The sequence below is a fragment of the Ramlibacter sp. genome (assembly GCF_035655895.1).
Lineage (GTDB): Bacteria > Pseudomonadota > Gammaproteobacteria > Burkholderiales > Burkholderiaceae_C > Ramlibacter.
Genome location: NZ_DASRTN010000010.1, coordinates 1 through 1,966, shown reverse-complemented (window position 1 = coordinate 1,966; position 1,966 = coordinate 1). Strand labels below are relative to the sequence as shown.

1 protein-coding gene and 1 pseudogene are annotated in these 1,966 nt (G+C 70.9%); both read left to right on the top strand.

The features are described from left to right. A pseudogene (locus tag VFE82_RS12380) lies at nucleotides 1-327 on the top strand (methyl-accepting chemotaxis protein); the annotation flags it as partial. 88 nt (nucleotides 328-415) lie between these two features. Next, the coding region (locus tag VFE82_RS12375) for a methyl-accepting chemotaxis protein (protein ID WP_325000626.1) at nucleotides 416-1,966 on the top strand (1,551 nt) is incomplete at its 3' end.

Here is a 1,966-nt window from a genome sequence, read left to right as displayed (position 1 = left end):
GTCGCCCAGATCGAAGACGCCGTCCAGCAGATGGACCAGGCCACCCAGCAGAACGCCGCCCTGGTCGAGGAAAGTGCCGCCGCCGCCGACAGCCTGAAGACGCAGGCGCAGCAGCTGGTGGGCGCCGTCGCCGTGTTCAAGGTCGGCGGCCACGAGGCGTCCAACGCGCCGGCCCTCGCCGCCTCGCCCATCGCCGCCCGCTCCGCGGTTCGCCCGGCCCGGCCGGCCGCCCGTGCGGCCCTGCCGCTGACCGGCAAGCCGGCCCACTCGCCGACCGCCGAACTGCCGCGCCGCACCGGCACCGACGACGACTGGCAGACCTTCTGACCACCCTCCGGGGCGCGCCGCAACGGGGAGGCATCGTGCGGCGCCCTCTGTCCAAGTTCGCATCACGACAACCACTCATCGAACCGACATGACCCGTTTCCTGGACAACATCTCGCTGCGCGGCAAGTTCGCGCTGATCGGACTGCTGGCTGCCGCGATGCTGCTGCTGCCGGCCACACTGCTGCTGCGCACGGAGTTCCGGAACCTGGCCCTGGCCCGCGGCGAAGTCGCGGGCGTTGCGCCAGCGCAGTCCGTCATCCGCCTGATCCGGCTGACGCAGCAGCACCGCGCGCTCACGGCCCAGATGCTCGGTGGCAGCGAACCGGCCGCCGCGCAGGCCCGTGAACAGCGCAAGACGGACGTCGACAAGGCCATCGTCGACGTCAACGCGCAGCTCGCGTCCATGGGCAATCCGGCACTGGTGCAGGCGGGCAAGCGCCTGGCCACCGAGTGGACTGCGATGGCTGCCGGCGTGGCCGAGCGCAAGATCAACGGCACGGAAAGCTTCACGCGGCACGCCGCCCTGATCGGCCAGGAGCTGATGCTGCTGCAGGAAGTGGCCAGCGTCGCAGGCCTGGTGCTCCATCCGGAAGCCTCGGGCTACAACCTGGTGATGGCCGTCGTCACCCACCTGCCCAAGCTGACCGAGTCGCTCGGGCAGATGCGCGCCCGCGGCGCGACCATGCTGTCCCGTGGTGAAGCCACCGGGGGCGAGCGGGCCCATGTGCAAGCGCTGGCCGCGCAGGTCGCCGACCAGGGCCACGAGGTGCGCAAGTCGATCGAGCGTGCCCTGGCCGCCGATGCGGCGCTGGCCCCCTTGTCGGCACCGCTGGCCGATTCCGTCCGCGCCGTCGAAACCAGCTTGAAGCTGATCGAGGAGCAGCTCATGGGCCACGCCCTCACCATGCCGCTTCCCGAGTTTCTCGACGCGATGACGAAGTCGATCGACGCCCAGTTCGTGCTTGGCGACCGGGCGTTCGGCACGCTCGGCTCCGAAACGCAACGCATCGCGACGGCTGTCGGCGTGCGGGTGGCCGCCGTCCTGGGCACCCTGGCCGCACTGGCCGTGCTCGCTGCCTTCCTGATGTGGGCCGTCGCCCGGCACACGGTCCGTTCGTTCGAGCGGGCCCTGGAGATCGCCCGCGAAGTCGGCGGCGGCAACCTGGACGTGCGGATCGCGGCCGGCGGCCGCGACGAAGCGGGTCAGCTGATGCGCGCGCTCGGCGCGATGACGGCCCAGCTCACCAGCGTGGTGCAGGCCGTGCGCCAGAATGCCGACTCGGTGGCCACGGCTTCGGGCCAGATCTCGCAGGGCAACAGCGACCTGTCCAGCCGCACCGAAGAACAGGCCTCCGCCCTGCAGCAGACCGCCGCCTCGATGAAGCAGCTGGCCTCCACCGTCAAGCAGAACGCCGACAACGCCCAGCAGGGCAACGCGCTGGCACTGAATGCCTCCACCGTCGCCGTGCGCGGCGGGGAAGTGGTCGGCCAGGTCGTGGAGACCATGAAGGGCATCAACGACTCCAGCCGCAAGATCGCCGACATCATCTCGGTGATCGATGGCATCGCCTTCCAGACCAACATCCTGGCGCTCAACGCCGCGGTGGAGGCGGCCCGTGCCGGCGAACAGGGCCGCGGC